The sequence below is a fragment of the Pseudomonas avellanae BPIC 631 genome (genome assembly GCF_000444135.1).
In the GTDB taxonomy this organism is placed as follows: Bacteria; Pseudomonadota; Gammaproteobacteria; order Pseudomonadales; family Pseudomonadaceae; genus Aquipseudomonas; species Aquipseudomonas avellanae.
This window is the reverse complement of the sequence record NZ_ATDK01000400.1, coordinates 1-14,771: the sequence shown is the minus strand read 5'-3', so window position 1 is coordinate 14,771 and position 14,771 is coordinate 1. Positions and strand designations below refer to the sequence as shown.

Genomic DNA, 14,771 nt, shown 5'->3' with positions numbered 1-14,771 from the left:
TGTATCGCCTGGAATAAAGCTTTCGCGGACAAGCGAAGCGTCGCCCGGTCCACTCCCACGCCCTGCGGGCAGAAGCGTGCTCTGCGTCCGATGCATCGCTGTGCACAGGTCCGCTTCTGATCCTGGCCGCAGGCCGCGTGCGAATTTGTTCGCGAAAGGGTCGTTACATCCGCTGAAGATGTATCGCCCGGAATATAGCTTTCGCGGACAAGCGAAGCGTCGCCCGGTCCACTCCTACGGCCTGCGGGCAGAAGCATGCGCTGCGTCCGATTCTGAGTGAGCGGTGCGGCGGCACTCAGTTCCTTAACTTTTCACACGAGACACCCATGTGAACACACCCGGCACTTACTCTCCCGACACCCCCATCCCCGCCAGCCATCGGGTGTTCGGCGGGCGGGATCTGTTTTCCCTATGGTTTTCTCTCGGCATCGGCCTGATGGTGCTGCAGACCGGGGCCTTGCTGGCGCAGGGGTTGGGCATGTCCGGCTCGATGCTGGCGATTTTTCTGGGCACGCTGGTGGGGGTTCTGCTGCTCGCCAGTGTGGCCGTGATCGGCAGTGACACCGGTTTGTCGTCCATGGCCGCGCTCAAGCTCAGCCTGGGCAGCAAAGGCGCGTCGCTGCCGGCGGTGTTGAACCTGCTGCAACTGATCGGCTGGGGCTCGTTCGAGATCATCGTCATGCGCGATGCCGCCAGTCTGCTGAGCGCGCGTGCTTTTGCGGACGAAAGCCTCTGGGCCAACCCGCTGCTCTGGACACTGCTTTTCGGCGCGCTGGCAACACTGTTGGCGGTCAGCGGGCCGTTGACCTTCGTGCGCCGGTTTCTGCGTCAATGGGGGCTATGGATTCTGCTGGCCGCCTGCTCATGGCTGACCTGGAACCTGCTCGCCAAAGCCGATCTGGCCGCACTGTGGTCCACCTCCGGCGATGGAACCATGCCGTTTGCCTCGGGTTTCGACATTGCCATCGCCATGCCGCTGTCCTGGCTGCCGTTGATTGCCGACTACTCACGCTTTGGCCGACGCGCGAAAAGTGTCTTCGGCGGTACTGCTGTGGGCTTTTTCATCGGTAACTTCTGGCTGATGAGCCTGGGCGTTGCCTACACGCTGGCGTTCGCGCCGAGTGGCGAGATCAACGCGTTGCTGCTGGCACTGGCAGGCGCGGGGCTGGGTATCCCCTTGCTGTTGATTCTGCTGGATGAAACCGAAAACGCGTTCGCCGACATTCATTCGGCGGCGGTATCCAGTGCGCTGCTGTCACGCCTCAAGGTCGAGCATCTGGCGTTAGCGATTGGCGTGATCTGCACCCTGATCGCCTGCCTGGCACCGTTGGCCCAATACCAGAACTTCCTGTTGCTGATCGGCTCGGTGTTTGCGCCGTTGTTCGGTGTGGTGCTGGTCGACCATTTCATCCTGCGGCGTCGCAGTGGTCAGGTCGCGGAGGGCGGTTTGCGCTGGATGAGTCTGCTGGCGTGGCTGGGCGGCATCAGCACCTACCACTTGCTGGCCAATCTCTACCCGCAGATTGGCGCAACACTGCCAGCGCTCATTGTCGCTGGCGTGTTGCAACTGTTGATTGGCAGCACAATCAGCCGCGGCCGGGGAACAGTTCCGGCTTGAGGATGCCATTGAGCTGAGGGTAAGGAACCTTCAGCTCGATATGGCCCATCGAGTAAGGCGCGATGGTGTCCACCGAGTACTTGAGGATCACCGCGCCGTAGGTCAGCGCAATGTGCGGCGTGCGCTTGAACGGCCAGGTCTTCATGAACTCGCTGTCTTCATTCAGCTTGCCCGACACCAGCCAGCTCTGGTGAGCCAGTTGGGCCTTTTGCCAGAACTCGCTTTCCTTGCCCGGCACGATCATGTCAGCCAGGGTCAGAACCTTCTGTTGCGGGCGCGAATAGTTAATGAACGCCCGGCCAGGGTTGCCGTGAGCGCCGCCGTTATCCAGGTAGCTGGAGAGTTCGACAACCACGATACCGTCATGCTGTTCGCGTACCTTGGCCTGCAGATAACTGCTGTTGCGACCCTGTGCCTGGCTCAGAAACTGCTCCTGATAGGCTTTGATGGACACAGGTGGCGATGCGCTGGTGTCGGCAACAGTCAATTGCAGCAGCGTCTTCTGAACGATAGCGTCCAGTCGTGGCTCATCGGCAAAGTGCACCGTGTCGACGTTCACCAGCGGGCAATCCGCCGTGGTGCAGCCCGGCTTGATCAGCTCGGACGCATCGCGCTGGACTTGCAGCGGTGTGCGCATGTTGGGTGTGAAGAGGCTTTGGCAGGCGCCGAGCAACAGGGCCAGGCAAGCCAGTGAAGTGATCCTCAATAACGACATGTTGATCCTTGGCAGTGTCAAAAAAGGCGGTTGCGTTGTGCGTGTGCAGGCTGGTTGGACTGTAAACAACGTGTTCGGTTCGCTAGATGGCAGATTAGAATTGTTTTCGGCCCCGGCCGTCTACCCTGCATGTTCAAGGGGGCTGCATCCGACTGCCGATGCGCGTTAGGATGGGCCGATGTTCAAAATGGCGGCAAGTGAGAATTCCATGACCCAGACCACACGCACCGTACCCACTGCTTTTGAAACCATCAGCCGTGAAAACTGCTTCAAGGGCTTCTACAAACTGGACAAGCTGCATGTGCGCCATGAGCTGTTCGACGGCAGCATGAGCAAGCAGATCAGCCGTGAGCTGTTCGTTCGTCACGATGCGGTTTGCGTGCTGCCTTACGATGCCAAACACGATAATGTGGTGCTCATCGAGCAGTTTCGTGTGGGCGCGATGGAGAAGACCAGCAACCCGTGGTTGATCGAACTGGTCGCTGGGCTGATCGACAAGGATGAGCAGCCGGAAGAAGTTGCTCACCGAGAAGCGGAAGAGGAAGCTGGGCTGGTGTTCAGCTCGCTTTGGCCCATCACAAAATATTTTCCGTCTCCGGGTGGCAGTAACGAGTTTGTTCACTTGTACTTGGGGCAGTGCGACAGTGAAGGCGCAGGCGGCATTCACGGGCTTGAGTCCGAAGGCGAAGACATCCGTGTCACCGTCTGGTCGTTCGATGACGCAATGGACGCCATGAAGAACGGACTGATCAAGAACGCATCAACGATCATCGCCTTGCAATGGCTGGCGCTGAATCGTGCAGAGATAAGGGGGTTATGGTCGTGAATCTATTGCGCGAGCGCTACCGTGTCGATCTTGCCGGACTGCAGGCTGCGTGCGAGGCCAACTATGCGCGCCTGATGCGCCTGTTGCCCGACATGCGCAACGAACAGCGCTCGCGCCGCGTCGCCGTCACCCAGGGCGACCAGATGCTGGGTGTACTGGCCGTCGAAGTTCTGCTCGACTGCCCGTACACCACCACCCTGCAAGTCCGCCAGGAACACAGCCTGCCGTGGCTGCCGGTGCCGGTGCTTGAAGTGCAGGTCTATCACGATGCACGCATGGCCGAAGTCATCGGCGCCGAACATGCGCGGCGCTTCCGGGGCATCTATCCCTACCCCAACGCCGAAATGCACCAACCGGATGAAAAAGCCCAGCTCAACCTGTTTCTGGGCGAATGGCTGAGCCACTGCCTGGCGTGCGGGCATGAGTTTGAAGCAGTGCGTTGATTTCCTTCGCAACATGCTGAACACGTTTTGACTGCGGTAGCCGCCAAGGCCAGTGGCATTGGAATAAGATCGTATCAGCAGCCTGCCCGGCAATACTCCGACACTCTTCAAGGCTCGACGCCGCAGCGTCAATCCTTAGACTCGCCTCCCTGTTTGCAGCTCGCCCCTCTCGTTGGGCAGGAGCTTCACCGCAAGCTTCAGCACGCAGATGCATATTCGCTGATCCAGGGAAACAACCGTAATGGGTGTTTACGACACCAGAGGCAACTATTCGCCCACCCCGAGGGTATGCCAGCCCAAAAAAGAGTCCGGTAAGCCGAGGCCGGTCCCGCCAGCAGCAGAGTACAGCTGGGAAAATCCACCGCCCAGAACGTTTCAAGATGCCGAGTCGCAGGCCCGCTGCCTGATAGGGATTCGTTTTCTCTGGAGTAACGGTGAACGTCTGGTCGGCTGTTCGTGGGGCATGACCCAGGCCGATGGCAAAGTTATTCAGGGAGAGCTCGATTCGAAGAGCTTTCTTGGCAAGGTCATCGCGGGGCGTGAGCACAAGGTTCAGCTGCATCCCTGGTTTGAGCCCAAAAAGCAGCTGAGTGCGAGTCGCATAGAGCTGAAAAGTGTATTGAACGAGATTCTCAACGTCGAAAGGCTTGAAGCTGATCGGCTAAAGGCGATTCAGGAGCAACGCAGTGATGCGGCCAATGCTTTTTATTCCGGGGCAGCGTTGGGCAAGGGGGTTCTTTATGGCGCATGGGGGCTCGTCAAGTCAGTTGCAGAATTTTCAGACCTGATCAATCCGTTTGATGCGCTCTCCAATGCTGCCGTGTCGGCATGGAACGCAGACGTTTCGCCGGGTGGCAGTTGGCTCGATTCCTTTCTTGAACAATATTCCGCTGCTCAGCACCGTGAGTTGGCAGAGGCGTTGGGTTTTGATCCCGCTACGATCAGCCGCGAAAAGATGGCGCATGCCTACGAAATCGCGAGTTATGTCTTTCAGGACAATGAAAGCCAGCTTGCGTTGGGGCATTTCGCCAGAGAGTACGTCAAGATTCAAAATCATGAATCCATTCTGCACTTTACCGGAGGAATGGTTTTCGAGATCGTGCTCGCCGCGCTACTGGTCTATCTGACCGGTGGGGTGGGGCTGGCAGCACGGGTCACCGCTGCCAGCACACGTTTAACGCCACCGCTCAAGCGGCTTGGCGAAGTACTGGAAAAGCTGGGGCGTGATCTCAAGATTGCGCGTATTCACGCAGAAGGCCATGCTGAGGGGGTTGGGAGCGGATCGCAGACGGTTGTGATTGATCGGGCGAAGGGGGTTGTGCCGGAACCGGTAGCTGCGCCTCCGAAAAAGAGAAAGTCCCGAAACAAGCCACCGCCGCCGCTGGATGAGGCCCAAGGGCGGTCGCACACCATTGTCGAAAGGCCTGGTCGAGAGGGGCAGTACACGACGCATTATGAGGATGGCACAGTTAAGCAATATCGAGGATCAGGCAAAGATCATGGCCCCTACCCACGCCCAAACGTGAAATTCAACAAAATCGACACGAGGCCAGATGGGAGCCTTGTACCTGGTGGTTTAAAAGTCCGTCCTCCAACCTCGGATGAGTTTCCAAGATGAATAAATCTTTGCCCGAATATAGCTACAAAGATTATCTATTGGCCAACAAAGACGGGCTTTCCAGGTTTGACTATTTCTATATGGTCAGAACAAGCCTTGGGTTGCACGACGATGTTGCGATGAGCGTTGTCGCTTTGTTTAATCCAACGTTATTCGTGCACGAGGGCGGCTATTTTGTTAAGGAGAATTTCACGCAGGATCGTTATGATCAAACGGTAGCGCAAGGTATCGCGCCATTAGAGATTCCTGGCTGGTTGAATATGGTCGAGATTACCAGTTTGCTGGGTGACATCGGTTATGACGAAGCCGCCGAGCTGGGTGCGGTAATTCGTGACTGCTGGAATAAAAAACTGGATCGACAGTTTCCTGGTTCGGGGTTTGAAGCAAGGCTTGTGCTTGAGGATGACCTGGATGAGGTTTGGGTTACGTTGTTTAAGCAATGATTCTGCCTTTGACCATAACGGATTGCGTTTTCAAGGTGGAAAATCTTAGCGATCTGATTTTCGGAGTATGCAAAATCGAAGCGTCTGGTCCTTGTCTGTCATCTACGCATGGCCGATACCCTAAGACAAGTATGTAGGCCGTTTCTGAAAATATCTCGCGCGTGCCTTGTTAGCTTGAATTTTGGATGCCATGGCCTACATTCTTCCTGAATTCATCGGCAGGCACCTCCAATGCGTTATCTGGGTAACTTACCTGAGTTGCTATCTGCTTGTTCTCCTCGTAGCGAGATTAGGATGAGTGAAGTCCACGCCTCGATAGCCTGCCTCGCAGGAGCTATTTTCAGTCTTTTCCTCTATGTCGGATTGATGTCCCTCGCTGGCAGCAGTCTGCGCTGGGAGCATTCCCTGTACGCATTCATCAGCGGTGCGGTAATGGGCGTTCTGTCGCTGAAGCTTATGCCGTGGACCGTTCATCTGGCCGGCCTCTCAGGAATGGTTCTGGGCGTGATATTGGCGCTCGTGCTCGCAGGGTATGTCTGGCCCGAGATGCCCTATGAGCGCATTCTGAGTTATCTCCTGATCGCGGGGTTGGCAGGCATGGTCTGCGCAGGGCTTGTGGTTTACATAGCGCTCAAGGTCCGACCCGATCAGCAAATGTGAACCAGTCATCTCCCGCACCCACATTCCCGGTTTACCCGCTCGCTGCCACATCACATAATCGCGCTGAATCCTCTCTGGGAGACGGCCTTGCCAAGCGCAGCCCCTTCATCGTCAGTTTTGCTGGTCCAGCTATCCGACAGCCATCTGTTCGCCGAGGCGGACGGGGCGTTGTTGGGTATGAGCACCCGCGACAGTCTGGAAAAAGTCGTCGAGCAGGTGTTGGCCGAGCAGCCGCAGATTGATCTGGTCGTGGCCAGCGGGGATATATCCCAAGATGGCAGCGTAGAGTCTTATGAGGCGTTTCGCCGGATAAGCGCGCAGATCGCTGCGCCTGCGCGCTGGTTTGCCGGCAATCATGATGAATTGCCGCAGATGGAGCATGTCGCTCAGGGTGAGGGGTTGCTGGATCCGGTTGTGGACATCGGCCAGTGGCGGGTGACGTTGCTGGACTCGGCGGTGCCTGGCTCGGTGCCGGGTTTTCTGGCAGATGGGCAATTGCAGTTGCTGGAGCGGTCGTTGCGTGAGGCGCCAGACCGGCATCATCTGGTCTGCCTGCATCATCATCCGGTTGCCATTGGCTGTGAGTGGATGGCGCCCATTGGTCTGCGCAATGCCGATGCGTTGTTTGCGGTGCTGGACCAATTTGCGCAGGTAAAGGCCGTGCTCTGGGGGCATGTGCATCAGGAGTTCGACCAGGTGCGTAACGGCTTGCGCCTGCTGGCGTCGCCTTCGACCTGCATTCAGTTCGCGCCAGGCAGTGTGGATTTCAAAGTGGACACTCTGACGCCGGGCTATCGCTGGTTGCGTCTGCATGATGACGGACGGCTGGAAACCGGTGTTTCCAGAGTGGTCGGCATGGTCTTTGAAGCGGATTACGGCGGCACGGGTTACTGAATCAGGCGACGAAGTATTTCCAGTGAGGTGTTGTAGCGTAAGTCCCTGTAAACTACACGGCTTTGCCTTGCACTCAGGAGCGACAGCGTGACCAGTGACACACCTGCCTTGCTATACATCCACGGCCTGAACAGCTCGGCCCAGTCGAAAAAAGCCTGTCAGCTGATTGCGCTGATGAAATCGCTGGGGCTGGCTGATCGCCTGCAAGTACCTGAACTGCATCACCATCCGCGTCAGGCCATGCTGCAACTCGAGTCCGCTATCGAGGCATTGGGCAGGCCATTACTGGTCGGCAGCTCCCTCGGCGGCTACTATGCGACTCATCTTGCGCAGCGCCACGGCCTCAAGGCGGTGCTGATCAACCCGGCGGTCAACCCGCATCAATTGTTCGACGGGTTTCTAGGCATGCAGCAAAACCTGTACACCGGCGAGCAGTGGCAGTTGACCGAGGACCACATTCAGGCGCTGGCCGAGCTGGAAGTCCCGGCCTCGCAAGACCCGCAGCAGTTTCAGGTGTGGCTGCAGACTGGTGACGAAACCCTTGATTACCGGCGCGCCGAGAAGTTTTACCGGGCCTGTGCCTTGCGTATTCAGGCGGGTGGCGACCACAGCTTTCAGGGTTTTGCCGAGCGCTTGCCTGCGTTGCTGAGCTTCGCCGGTTTTGCACCCGATCTGCTGCAAGGGATCGACTTGTCGGTGCTATAAGCGAAGCGGTTGATGTCCGGTCACACGAACGCAAGAACATTGAACTCCCGAAATTTCATGAAAGATTGATAACGAGAACCCATGGCCAATCCCAGCGCTAGCTCTTATAACGCAGACGCCATCGAAGTCCTCTCGGGCCTCGATCCGGTTCGCAAACGTCCGGGCATGTACACCGACACCTCGCGGCCCAATCACCTGGCGCAGGAAGTTATCGACAACAGCGTCGATGAAGCCCTGGCCGGTCATGCGCGCTCGGTGCAGGTCATTCTGCACGCCGACAACTCTCTGGAAGTGTCCGACGACGGTCGTGGCATGCCGGTGGACATTCACCCGGAAGAGGGCGTGTCCGGCGTCGAGCTGATCCTTACCAAGCTGCACGCGGGTGGCAAATTCTCCAACAAGAATTACCAGTTCTCCGGCGGCCTGCACGGCGTGGGGATTTCCGTGGTCAACGCGCTTTCCACTCAGGTTCGGGTGCGGGTCAAGCGTGATGGCAACGAATACGAAATGACCTTCGCCGACGGCTACAAGGCCACCGAGCTGGCCGTCATCGGCACTGTCGGCAAGCGCAACACCGGCACCAGCGTCTATTTCGCGCCTGATCCGAAGTATTTCGATACGCCCAAGTTTTCGGTCAGTCGCCTCAAGCACGTGCTCAAGGCCAAGGCCGTGCTGTGCCCCGGCCTGCTGGTCAGTTTTGAAGACAAGTCCAGCGGCGAGAAAATCGAGTGGCATTACGAGGACGGCCTGCGCTCTTACTTGCAGGATTCGGTCACCGAGTTTCTGCGCCTCCCCGACGAGCCGTTCTGCGGCAGTTTTGCCGGTAATAAAGAAGCGGTCGATTGGGCGCTGCTGTGGTTGCCCGAAGGTGGGGACAGTGTTCAGGAAAGCTACGTCAACCTGATCCCGACTGCGCAGGGTGGCACCCACGTCAATGGCCTGCGCCAGGGCTTGCTGGACGCGATGCGCGAGTTCTGCGAGTTCCGCAACCTGCTGCCGCGCGGTGTGAAGCTCGCGCCGGAAGACGTCTGGGAGCGCATCGCTTTTGTGCTGTCGATGAAGATGCAGGAGCCGCAGTTCTCCGGCCAGACCAAAGAGCGCCTGTCGTCCCGTGAAGCGGCGGCGTTTGTCTCGGGCGTGGTCAAGGATGCGTTCAGCCTGTGGCTCAACACTCATTCCGAGCTGGGCCTGCAACTGGCTGACCTGGCGATCAACAACGCCGGCCGTCGTCTCAAGGCCAGTAAAAAAGTCGAACGCAAGCGCATCACCCAAGGCCCTGCGTTGCCGGGCAAGCTGGCTGATTGTGCCGGGCAGGATCCAGCGCGCTCCGAGCTGTTTCTGGTCGAAGGTGACTCCGCCGGTGGTTCGGCCAAGCAGGCGCGGGACAAGGAATTTCAAGCCATCCTGCCCCTGCGCGGCAAGATTCTGAACACCTGGGAAGTGGACGGCGGCGAAGTGCTCGCCAGCCAGGAAGTGCATAACATCGCCGTCGCCATCGGTGTCGATCCGGGTGCTGCGGACATCAGCCAGTTGCGCTACGGCAAGATCTGCATCCTCGCCGACGCCGACTCGGACGGTCTGCACATCGCCACGCTGCTGTGTGCGCTGTTCGTCCAGCACTTCCGCCCGTTGGTCGATGCCGGCCATGTGTATGTCGCCATGCCGCCGCTGTACCGGATCGACCTAGGCAAGGAAATCTACTACGCGTTGGACGAAGCTGAGCGTGACGGGATCCTTGACCGTCTGGTGGCGGAAAAGAAACGCGGCAAGCCGCAGGTCACCCGATTCAAGGGTCTGGGTGAAATGAACCCGCCACAACTTCGCGAAACCACCATGGACCCGAACACGCGGCGTCTGGTCCAGCTCACGCTGGATGACTATGCCGCGACGTCGGAAATGATGGACATGCTGCTGGCCAAGAAGCGCGCCGGTGATCGCAAGTCCTGGCTTGAGTCGAAGGGCAACCTCGCTGAGGTCCTGACTTGATGCGAGTCTGGCTCGCCGCTTTGGCTTTTGCTGTTCAGGCTCTTATCGTGGCGCCGGTTTTCGCTGCGCCGCTTGAGGTCCTGAAGCTGCAATCCGAGCATCCGGTGGACGGCATGGTTGGCGGCAATCTGTCCGGGCTTGCCCTGTGCAACGGTCGGCTGTGGACGGTTTCCGACCGCGACGACAACCTGCTGTACAGCCTCGATGTATCGGAAAACACCTGGAAAGCCGAGCCACAGCGCATCGATGCGCCGACACCTGAGAGCTACCTGTCGTTGACGTTGCGCTCATTGGCGGGCCTGTCTTCGGTAGTGCGCGGCGGTAACCTTGATTTTGAAGGCGTCAGTTGTGACGCAGCGGGCAATCGGTATCTGGTCAGCGAAGCCTATGGCACCGTCCTCAAGGTGCCGGTCAGCGGCGTGCCTTCATGGCTGCCACTGCCCAAAGAATTGATCGAGCAGGCCCGCGCGCAAGGCATGCTGCAAAACTTCAACGCGATTTTCGAAGGCATCGCAGTGAACGCCGCTGGCGACCGGATCTGGCTGGCCGCCGAACGCGAAAAGCGCGGTTTGCTTGTGGTCAGGCGTGATCAGGATCAATGGACCTGTGGGCAACGCTGCGTGCTGCTGTCCGAGTCGGGCCAAGACCAACTGCCGCCTGAACAGGGCAGCAAAAAGGTTTCCACGGATTTTTCCGATCTGTCGCTGTACAACGGCAAGCTGTTCACGCTGGAGCGCGCGGTGTATCGCATCTGCCGGCGTGACCTTGAGACCGGGCAGATCGAGCGCTGCTGGTCGTTTGCCAAGGAAGCCATGGTGCCGTCGCGTCGTTACGATCAGCCTTACGGCCTGACCGAGGCGTTGGTGGTGGATGAAAGCGGGGCTTGGGTCGGCATCGACAATAACTTCGGTGCCCGCGCCGATGGCGAGAAACGCCCGATTGTCTGGCGCTTTGCTGCGCCGAAAGCGGGCTGGAGTGACGGCCAGTGAGTCAGTCAGAAAATCAGCCGCAACCCGGCAAGCGCGCTGGCAAGGTCTTGATGATCGTGGCATGGGCGGCGGGACTGTTTTTGGCGACCCGTTTTTTTGGTGGCTGGGAAGACAAACAGCAAAACCCTAACGCCGTGGTGTCTTCGCAACACGGTGACGGCTATATAGAAGTGCAACTGGCCGGTAATCGCCAGGGGCATTTTGTCAGTACCGGGCAAATCAACGGCCGGACAGTGGAATTCATGATCGACACCGGGGCGACCGACGTCGCCATACTCGGTGACATGGCCGACAGCCTCGGCCTCAAGCGCGGTTTGCCGGTCACGGTCAGCACCGCCAATGGCAATAGCCAGGGCTTTCGAACCACGCTGGACCGCCTGCAACTGGGCGATATCGTTCTGAACAACGTGCGTGCCCTGGTAGCGCCTGGTCTGGAAGGTGAGCAGGTGCTGCTGGGCATGAGCGCAATGAAACAACTCGAATTCACACAGCGCGGCGGCAACTTGCTGCTGCGCCAGTCAACGAAATAAAGAGGCCCGCATGAGCGACTCCCTTGACCTCAGCCTGGACGGCGTAGAGCGCCGATCACTGGCTGACTTCACCGAACAGGCCTACCTCAACTATTCCATGTACGTGATCATGGACCGCGCCTTGCCGCACATCGGCGACGGCCTGAAGCCGGTACAGCGGCGCATCATCTACGCGATGAGCGAACTGGGCCTGGGTGCCGATGCCAAGCACAAGAAGTCGGCGCGTACTGTTGGTGACGTACTCGGCAAGTTCCATCCACACGGCGACTCGGCCTGCTATGAAGCAATGGTGTTGATGGCGCAGCCGTTCAGCTATCGCTACACGCTGGTAGACGGGCAGGGTAACTGGGGTGCGCCGGATGATCCCAAGTCCTTCGCTGCCATGCGTTACACCGAGGCGCGTCTGTCGCGCTATTCGGAAGTGCTGCTCAGCGAGCTGGGTCAGGGCACTGCGGACTGGGTGCCGAACTTTGACGGCACACTCGACGAACCAGCGGTTTTGCCTGCACGTTTGCCGAACATCCTGCTCAATGGCACCACCGGCATTGCTGTCGGCATGGCCACTGACGTTCCGCCGCACAACCTGCGCGAAGTCGCCAGCGCCTGCGTGCATCTGCTTGACGAGCCCAAGGCCACGATTCCAGAGCTGTGCGAGCATATTCTGGGGCCGGATTACCCGACCGAAGCTGAGATCATCACGCCGCGTGCCGACCTGCTGAAAATCTATGAAACCGGTCGTGGTTCGGTACGCATGCGTGCCGTGTACCGCATTGAAGACGGCGATATCATCGTCACGTCGCTGCCGCATCAGGTTTCCGGTGCCAAGGTGCTGGAGCAGATCGCCGCGCAGATGCAGGCCAAGAAGCTGCCGATGGTGGCCGACCTGCGTGACGAGTCGGACCACGAAAACCCGTGCCGCATCGTGATCATCCCCCGTTCCAATCGGGTTGAGCTGGACGAACTGATGCAGCACCTGTTCGCGACCACGGAGCTGGAATCCAGCTACCGGGTGAATATCAACATCATCGGTCTGGACGGCAAGCCGCAGCTCAAGAACCTCAAGACCCTGCTCAGCGAATGGCTGACATTTCGTATCGGTACGGTGCGTCGTCGTCTGCAATTCCGCCTGGACAAGGTCGAGCATCGTCTGCACCTGTTGGACGGTTTGCTCACGGCTTACCTGAATCTGGATGAAGTGATCCACATCATCCGTACCGCCGAACATCCCAAGGCGGAGCTGATTGCGCGTTTCGGCCTGTCGGAAATCCAGGCGGACTACATCCTCGACACCCGTCTGCGCCAGTTGGCACGGCTGGAAGAGATGAAGCTGCGTAGCGAGCAGGATGCGTTGCGCAAGGAGCAGGCCAAGCTTCAGGCATTGCTGGGCAGCGAATCCAAACTGCGCAAGCTGGTGCGCGCCGAGCTGATTGCCGATGCTGAAACCTATGGTGATGACCGTCGTTCGCCGATCGTTGCCCGCGCCGAAGCCAAGGCGCTGTCTGAAAACGAACTGATGCCCACTGAGCCTGTGACCGTCGTGCTGTCGGAAAAAGGCTGGGTGCGTTGCGCCAAAGGTCATGACATCGATGCCACGGGGCTTTCCTATAAAGCCGGAGATGGCTTCAAGACCTCTGCCATCGGCCGCTCCAACCAGTTTGCGGTGTTCATCGACTCGACCGGGCGCAGCTATTCGGTCGCCGCGCACACCCTGCCGTCCGCACGGGGACAGGGCGAGCCGTTGACCGGCAAGCTTCAACCGCCACCGGGCGCAACCTTTGAATGTGTGTTGCTGCCCGAAGACGACGCGCTGTACGTGATCGCCTCCGACGCCGGTTACGGTTTTGTGGTCAAGGGTGAAGACCTGCAAGCCAAAAACAAGGCCGGCAAGGCGTTGTTGAGCTTGCCGGGCGGGGCGAAAGTTATTCTGCCGCGGTCCGTGGCTGATCGTGAACAGAACTGGCTGGCGGCGGTGACCACCGAAGGTCGCCTGCTGGTATTCAAAGTCAGCGATTTGCCGCAACTGGGCAAAGGCAAGGGCAACAAGATCATCGGCATTCCGGGCGAGCGGGTTGCCAGCCGCGAAGAATATGTAACCGATCTGGCAGTGATTACGCAGGGCGCTACGCTTGTGCTTCAAGCGGGCAAACGAACGCTGTCGCTCAAGCCTGAAGACCTCGAACATTACAAGGGTGAGCGCGGTCGTCGTGGCAATAAACTGCCAAGGGGCTTCCAGCGGGTCGACGCATTATTGGTGGAAAATAGCTGAAAACATTGATCTGGCACCAGCGTTCTTCGTTTTGCCATGAAGTACGATGCATAATCGCTGGAGTCATGATGCATATTCACGGATGATATGGGGTCTTGGGGTGCATGCGGGCTCAGTGCCTGCATGGGTCTTGAAAGAACTAATACTGTGGCCTGTCTGTGGACGGCCACCTGGATGGGACGATGAATTTTCTACGCCTTCCCCTGATCTTGCTGATGACTGGCGTTCTGGGTCTGGCTGGTTGCAGCACGCACCAGCCGACCGCGCTTTATCAGCTCGATAGCGGTGAGCCTGGTCAGCCGAAACAGAGTAGTGGTCTGGCAGTATTGCTGGGTCCTGTTTCGGTGGCCGACTATCTGCAACGCGAAACCCTTCTGCAACGCCAGCCGGATGGCACCCTGACCGCATCGCCCGACGGGCGCTGGGCGGGCAACCTGTCTTCGGATATCGACCAGTTGCTCCTGCGCCAACTGGCCTGGAAACTGGACAGCCAGCGAGTCGTGATGGCGCCTGCGGTTGCCAATTTCACGCCGGACGTTCAGGTCGTATTGTCGATCACCCGTCTGGACTCCGGTGCCAAACAGCCTGCGGTTCTGGATGCGCAATGGCGTCTTCTGGACCGCAAGGGCCATGTCCGCGACAGCCGACTGGTCCACCTTGAGCAAGTCCATACCGGCAGCTCTGCCGATCAGGTCAAGGCGCAAGGCATGCTTTTGCAGCGCCTGGCCGATCAGGTCAGCACGGCGATCAAGCCGATTTCCTGGCAGCCGCTCGAAGAGCCAAAAAAGGCCCCGGTGGCCAAGGCCAAAGAGCCTGACAAGCCACGCATGCCAATGGCGTCGCCGATACGCACCGACCTTGAAGTGTTCCGCTTCTAGGGTGAATCGGACAAACAAAGAAGCCCGCAGCGATGCGGGCTTTTTGTTGGGCGCCCGGACGCTTCTCGTTTCAGCCCGAACACCTATCGTTCATCACGCTCTAGCGTAGGAGTGCCGTGCGTGACGCTCTGCGTCACAAATCTGCGCCACGCCCCCGCCCTCAAGATCGGACGCGGAGCGTCCAGAACGGCATGCGACGC

General features: G+C 58.8%; 14 protein-coding genes. 13 read left to right on the top strand and 1 reads right to left on the bottom strand.

The window, feature by feature from the left end; genetic code table 11:
• Positions 1–328 precede the first annotated feature (328 nt).
• Positions 329–1,618 (top strand): putative hydroxymethylpyrimidine transporter CytX, encoded by a 1,290-nt coding sequence (gene cytX / locus DW49_RS0123025; RefSeq protein WP_024420684.1) that lies wholly within the window; start codon positions 329–331, stop codon positions 1,616–1,618.
• Here cytX and DW49_RS0123020 read toward each other — a convergent pair.
• On the bottom strand, positions 1,587–2,333 hold the full coding sequence (locus DW49_RS0123020) for an RsiV family protein (RefSeq protein ID WP_005620908.1): 747 nt from the start codon (positions 2,331–2,333) through the stop codon (positions 1,587–1,589). The genes cytX and DW49_RS0123020 overlap by 32 nt on opposite strands.
• A gap of 208 nt (positions 2,334–2,541) precedes the next feature.
• Between DW49_RS0123020 and DW49_RS0123015 the strand changes: the two genes are divergently transcribed.
• From DW49_RS0123015 to DW49_RS0122960, 12 genes are all read left to right on the top strand, one after another.
• Positions 2,542–3,159 carry an NUDIX domain-containing protein gene (locus DW49_RS0123015; RefSeq protein WP_003377112.1) on the top strand — a complete coding sequence of 206 codons (618 nt, stop codon included), beginning with the start codon at positions 2,542–2,544 and terminating at the stop codon, positions 3,157–3,159.
• Positions 3,150–3,602 carry a DUF1249 domain-containing protein gene (locus DW49_RS0123010; RefSeq protein WP_005620906.1) on the top strand — a complete coding sequence of 151 codons (453 nt, stop codon included), beginning with the start codon at positions 3,150–3,152 and terminating at the stop codon, positions 3,600–3,602. The genes DW49_RS0123015 and DW49_RS0123010 overlap by 10 nt, the downstream gene beginning before the upstream one ends.
• Positions 3,603–3,843: 241 nt before the next feature.
• Positions 3,844–5,220, top strand: a complete 1,377-nt coding sequence (locus tag DW49_RS0123005) for a polymorphic toxin type 24 domain-containing protein (RefSeq protein ID WP_005620905.1) — start codon at positions 3,844–3,846, stop codon at positions 5,218–5,220.
• Entirely contained in the window at positions 5,217–5,663 is a 447-nt protein-coding gene (locus DW49_RS0123000) for a hypothetical protein (protein WP_024419807.1), read from the top strand. The genes DW49_RS0123005 and DW49_RS0123000 overlap by 4 nt, the downstream gene beginning before the upstream one ends.
• Before the next feature lie 294 nt (positions 5,664–5,957).
• Positions 5,958–6,323, top strand: a complete 366-nt coding sequence (locus DW49_RS0122995; RefSeq protein WP_005620903.1) for a hypothetical protein — start codon at positions 5,958–5,960, stop codon at positions 6,321–6,323.
• 87 nt (positions 6,324–6,410) lie between these two features.
• Positions 6,411–7,217, top strand: a complete 807-nt coding sequence (gene cpdA / locus DW49_RS0122990; protein ID WP_005620901.1) for a 3',5'-cyclic-AMP phosphodiesterase — start codon at positions 6,411–6,413, stop codon at positions 7,215–7,217.
• 87 nt (positions 7,218–7,304) lie between these two features.
• Positions 7,305–7,922, top strand: a complete 618-nt coding sequence (locus DW49_RS0122985) for a YqiA/YcfP family alpha/beta fold hydrolase (protein ID WP_005620900.1) — start codon at positions 7,305–7,307, stop codon at positions 7,920–7,922.
• 81 nt (positions 7,923–8,003) lie between these two features.
• Positions 8,004–9,908, top strand: a complete 1,905-nt coding sequence (gene parE / locus DW49_RS0122980) for a DNA topoisomerase IV subunit B (protein WP_003377107.1) — start codon at positions 8,004–8,006, stop codon at positions 9,906–9,908.
• Positions 9,908–10,897 carry an esterase-like activity of phytase family protein gene (locus DW49_RS0122975; RefSeq protein ID WP_024419809.1) on the top strand — a complete coding sequence of 330 codons (990 nt, stop codon included), beginning with the start codon at positions 9,908–9,910 and terminating at the stop codon, positions 10,895–10,897. Before parE ends, DW49_RS0122975 begins: the two co-directional genes overlap by 1 nt.
• On the top strand, positions 10,894–11,427 hold the full coding sequence (locus DW49_RS0122970) for a retropepsin-like aspartic protease family protein (protein WP_005620898.1): 534 nt from the start codon (positions 10,894–10,896) through the stop codon (positions 11,425–11,427). Before DW49_RS0122975 ends, DW49_RS0122970 begins: the two co-directional genes overlap by 4 nt.
• A gap of 10 nt (positions 11,428–11,437) precedes the next feature.
• Positions 11,438–13,693 (top strand): DNA topoisomerase IV subunit A, encoded by a 2,256-nt coding sequence (parC, locus tag DW49_RS0122965; protein WP_005620897.1) that lies wholly within the window; start codon positions 11,438–11,440, stop codon positions 13,691–13,693.
• 182 nt (positions 13,694–13,875) lie between these two features.
• Complete coding sequence (locus tag DW49_RS0122960) at positions 13,876–14,571, top strand: PqiC family protein (protein WP_003377103.1); 696 nt, start codon at positions 13,876–13,878, stop codon at positions 14,569–14,571.
• Positions 14,572–14,771: the final 200 nt, after the last annotated feature.